The sequence below is a fragment of the uncultured Veillonella sp. genome (assembly GCF_963524655.1).
Lineage (GTDB): Bacteria > Bacillota > Negativicutes > Veillonellales > Veillonellaceae > Veillonella.
The window spans coordinates 1-3,327 of the sequence record NZ_CAURHA010000069.1 but is presented as its reverse complement, the minus strand read 5'-3'; the positions used below and the strand labels follow the sequence as shown (position 1 = coordinate 3,327).

Annotated in this window: 4 protein-coding genes and 1 pseudogene; 3 read left to right on the top strand and 2 right to left on the bottom strand. The window is 40.9% G+C overall.

Annotated elements, in window-relative coordinates; genetic code table 11:
• Positions 1-244: 244 nt before the first annotated feature.
• Together pyrE and pyrF are read right to left on the bottom strand one after the other, a co-directional pair.
• Complete coding sequence (gene pyrE / locus RYM16_RS08915; RefSeq protein WP_314983390.1) at positions 245-832, bottom strand: orotate phosphoribosyltransferase; 588 nt, start codon at positions 830-832, stop codon at positions 245-247.
• On the bottom strand, positions 829-1,548 hold the full coding sequence (gene pyrF, locus RYM16_RS08910; RefSeq protein WP_274204675.1) for an orotidine-5'-phosphate decarboxylase: 720 nt from the start codon (positions 1,546-1,548) through the stop codon (positions 829-831). Before pyrF ends, pyrE begins: the two co-directional genes overlap by 4 nt.
• 188 nt (positions 1,549-1,736) lie before the next feature.
• On the opposite strand from pyrF, the gene RYM16_RS08905 reads away from it, so the two are divergent.
• The 3 genes and pseudogenes from RYM16_RS08905 to deoA all read left to right on the top strand — a co-directional run.
• Positions 1,737-2,366: a 3'-5' exonuclease gene (locus RYM16_RS08905; protein WP_314983389.1), complete on the top strand. Its 630-nt coding sequence runs from the start codon at positions 1,737-1,739 to the stop codon at positions 2,364-2,366.
• A gap of 14 nt (positions 2,367-2,380) precedes the next feature.
• Positions 2,381-3,043, top strand: a complete 663-nt coding sequence (deoC, locus tag RYM16_RS08900; RefSeq protein WP_296003219.1) for a deoxyribose-phosphate aldolase — start codon at positions 2,381-2,383, stop codon at positions 3,041-3,043.
• A 53-nt stretch (positions 3,044-3,096) separates the two neighbouring features.
• A pseudogene (gene deoA / locus RYM16_RS08895) lies at positions 3,097-3,327 on the top strand (pyrimidine-nucleoside phosphorylase); the annotation flags it as partial.

The following is a 3,327-nucleotide window of genomic DNA, read 5'->3' as shown; positions in this document are numbered from 1 at the left end:
TGGTAATGCACCGCAACCTTCTACAGCATCAGGTGCACCACAGACTACTCAAAATCAATAATATTCTATTGGTCCTTTTCTCTCATAACACTTTTAGAGAGGCGTGGTCATGAAAGTGCATTCATGGCCACCATAGAGCCATACACTCTATGTGATACATTCGTATCAGAATCTCTCTCTTACACACAATAACTACACACAAGCAAAAAGAGCTCCTCGTTGAAGGAGCTCTTTTGGTGTTATTTTATTTAATATGTTTAGAACCGCGTTCTGTCATAGCTACGCCATCTTTACAAAGAGGGCAGTCTTCTTGTTTATATGTAGGAACTTCAAGGTTGAGCAAGGCTTGTACTTTTTCTTGAGGTACGCCAAATTCTGCTTTACCACCAGAACGGTTAACGAGTAGGCCTACACCAACGATTTCGCCGCCAGATTGGTTAACTACGTTAACTACTTCTTGTACGGAACCGCCAGTTGTTACGATATCTTCAACGATAAGTACGCGTGTGCCAGGTTCGATTTTGAAACCGCGACGTAAAGTCATAACGCCTTTTTCGCGTTCTGTAAAGATTGCACGTGTGCCCAGTTCTTTACCAACTTCGTGAGCTAGTAAGATACCACCAGTCATAGGTCCGATAACAAGCTCTACGTTTTGATCACGGAAGCGTTCAGCTAATTCTTTACAAAGTGTTTCTGTATATTTTGGATGTTGCAATACGTTGAATTTTTCAACGTACATTGGGCTGTGGAGACCAGATGTCAAAAGGAAGTGACCTTCTAAAATAGCTTGAGTGTCGATCAGTAATTGTTTTACTTCTTGTTCTGTCATCATTTGGATACCTTCTCCATTTCTTCAATAATTAAACGAACCGCTTCACGAGGGTTTTCTGCTTGTGTAATAGGGCGGCCGATAACGAGGCGAGATGCGCCATCTTGTAATGCACTAGCTGGTGTAGCAACACGTTTTTGGTCATCTGTTGTTGCAAAGGACGGACGAATACCAGGTGTTACGATGAGGAAATCATCGCCACATGCTTCGCGAATCATTTTAGCTTCTAACGCGGAACATACAACACCATCCATGCCGCAATCTTTAGCGAGTTTAGCAAGGCGAATTACTTGGTCGGAAATAGGTAGTTGACCACCGATAGCAGTCCAAGATTCATCATCGAAACTAGTTAGAGCTGTGATGGCTAATAATTTTGGTCGCTCAACGCCTAGTGTTTCACCGCTTTCACGAGCTGCCTCTACAGCGGCTTTCATCATGACAGGACCACCTTGACCATGCAAAGTAATCAAACTAGCGCCGAGACGTGTTAAGGAAGAAACGCCATGGGCTACGGTGTTTGGAATGTCGTGCAATTTCAAATCAAGAAATATTTGTTTGTTTTGCTCTTGTAAAAAACGAATTGTTTTTGCTCCTTCGGCGTAGAATAGTTCCATTCCGACCTTGTAAAAGCTAACCGAATCACCAAGGGATAATACGATTTCTTTCACAGCATCCATCGTGGATACGTCAAGGGCAACGATTAATCTGTCATCTGCCATGTTGCAACCTCCATACTACATATATATCTAAATAATTTTCACATACGGAGGGCCTATCTGTCAATTAAAATTGGTGTGAAAGAGGTGATTATTGGTCACCTTTAAGCGGTAGATTATAGTCTATTTCATGCTATAATAAGGAGAGTAAATGAATATAATTCTTATATATAGATTTTGAAAGGAGTCCTATGTTAGATTTCGTTGCATTAGACTTTGAAACAGCAAATAAATTTAAAAATAGCGCGTGCTCCTTGGCGGTTATTACCGTAAAGGATGGACAAATTACCAAAAAGGCGTATAGCCTTATCAAGCCTCCATTTATGAGTTTTGATGATGAATGTATTGAAATTCACGGTATCCAACCAAAGGATGTTCTACATGAAAAGACCTTTGATCAGTTGTGGAATGCCATTTATGAAAACCATTTAAAAGGGAATATCATGGTGGCTCACAATGCGAAGTTCGATATGAATGTATTGCGTGCTACGTTAGATTATTATAAAATCCCTTGGCCGGAACTAGATTATGCATGTACAGTGAAACTTTCACGTGCAGTATGGCCAGATTTAGTCAATCATAAGTTGAATACTATGGCAGCCTATATGGGAGTTGAATTTAAACATCACTATGCGCTAGATGATGCGGAGACATGTGCAAAGGTTGTGTTGGAGGCTGCTAAGGTAAAAGGTGTTAATAGTTTGCCAGATTTGTTAAAGGTTACAGGTGTACCATTAGAACCATTTATTGATGAAAAAAATCGCTCTGCTCAAGAGGCTTTACATAAAGAGCCAGAACCAGAGCAAATGTCGTTCTTTTAGTGAGGAGAGGTACTATGTTAGGAAGAGAATTATTAGCTTATGTGGATCACACATTCTTGCGGCCAACCGCTACATGGGATGATATTAAAGAAGTTTGTGATGCTGGTGTTAAATATAAAACGGCATCTGTTTGTATTCCTCCGGATTTTGTGGCATCCGCTCATGAAGCGTATCCGAAACTTAACATATGTACCGTTATCGGGTTCCCTTTAGGCTATGAAACGACAGAGGTCAAGGTGGCTGAAACGAAACAAGCCATTGAAGAAGGGGCCTCTGAAATCGACATGGTAATCAATCTTGGCGATGTAAAGCAAGGCGATTTTGAGGCTGTAACGAATGAAATCGGGGCCCTTAAAGAGGCTTGTGGCGATAAAATCTTAAAGGTTATTATCGAAACTTGTTATCTTACCGACTCTGAAAAGGTGGCCCTCTGTAAATGTATCACCAATGGCGGGGCTGACTATATCAAGACCTCTACTGGCTTTGGTAGTGGTGGTGCTAGTCTTGAAGATATTCGACTCTTTAAACAGCACATAGGCCCTAATGTGCAAATTAAGGCCGCTGGCGGCATTCGATCCATTACAGATATGAAAGCTTATATTGCAGAAGGTTGTAGCCGTATTGGTGCTAGCGCAGCCGTAGAGTTATTAAAAGATCACTTAGACGAAGAAGTATAATAGAAAACCACCTAGGCAATGCTTAGGTGGTTTCTTAGAATGGCGGTGTAACTATGCGCATGTATGACATTATTCTGAAGAAACGAGCTAATGTACCCTTAACAGATGAAGAAATTCATTTTGTCATCGATGGCTATGTCAAAGGAGATATCCCTGATTATCAAGTGAGTGCACTATTGATGACCATTGTGTTTAATGGCATGAGCGCACGTGAATTAGGTACTTTGACTTTAGCTATGGCTCAATCTGGACATATGGTAGATTTGTCTAGTATTGATGGCATT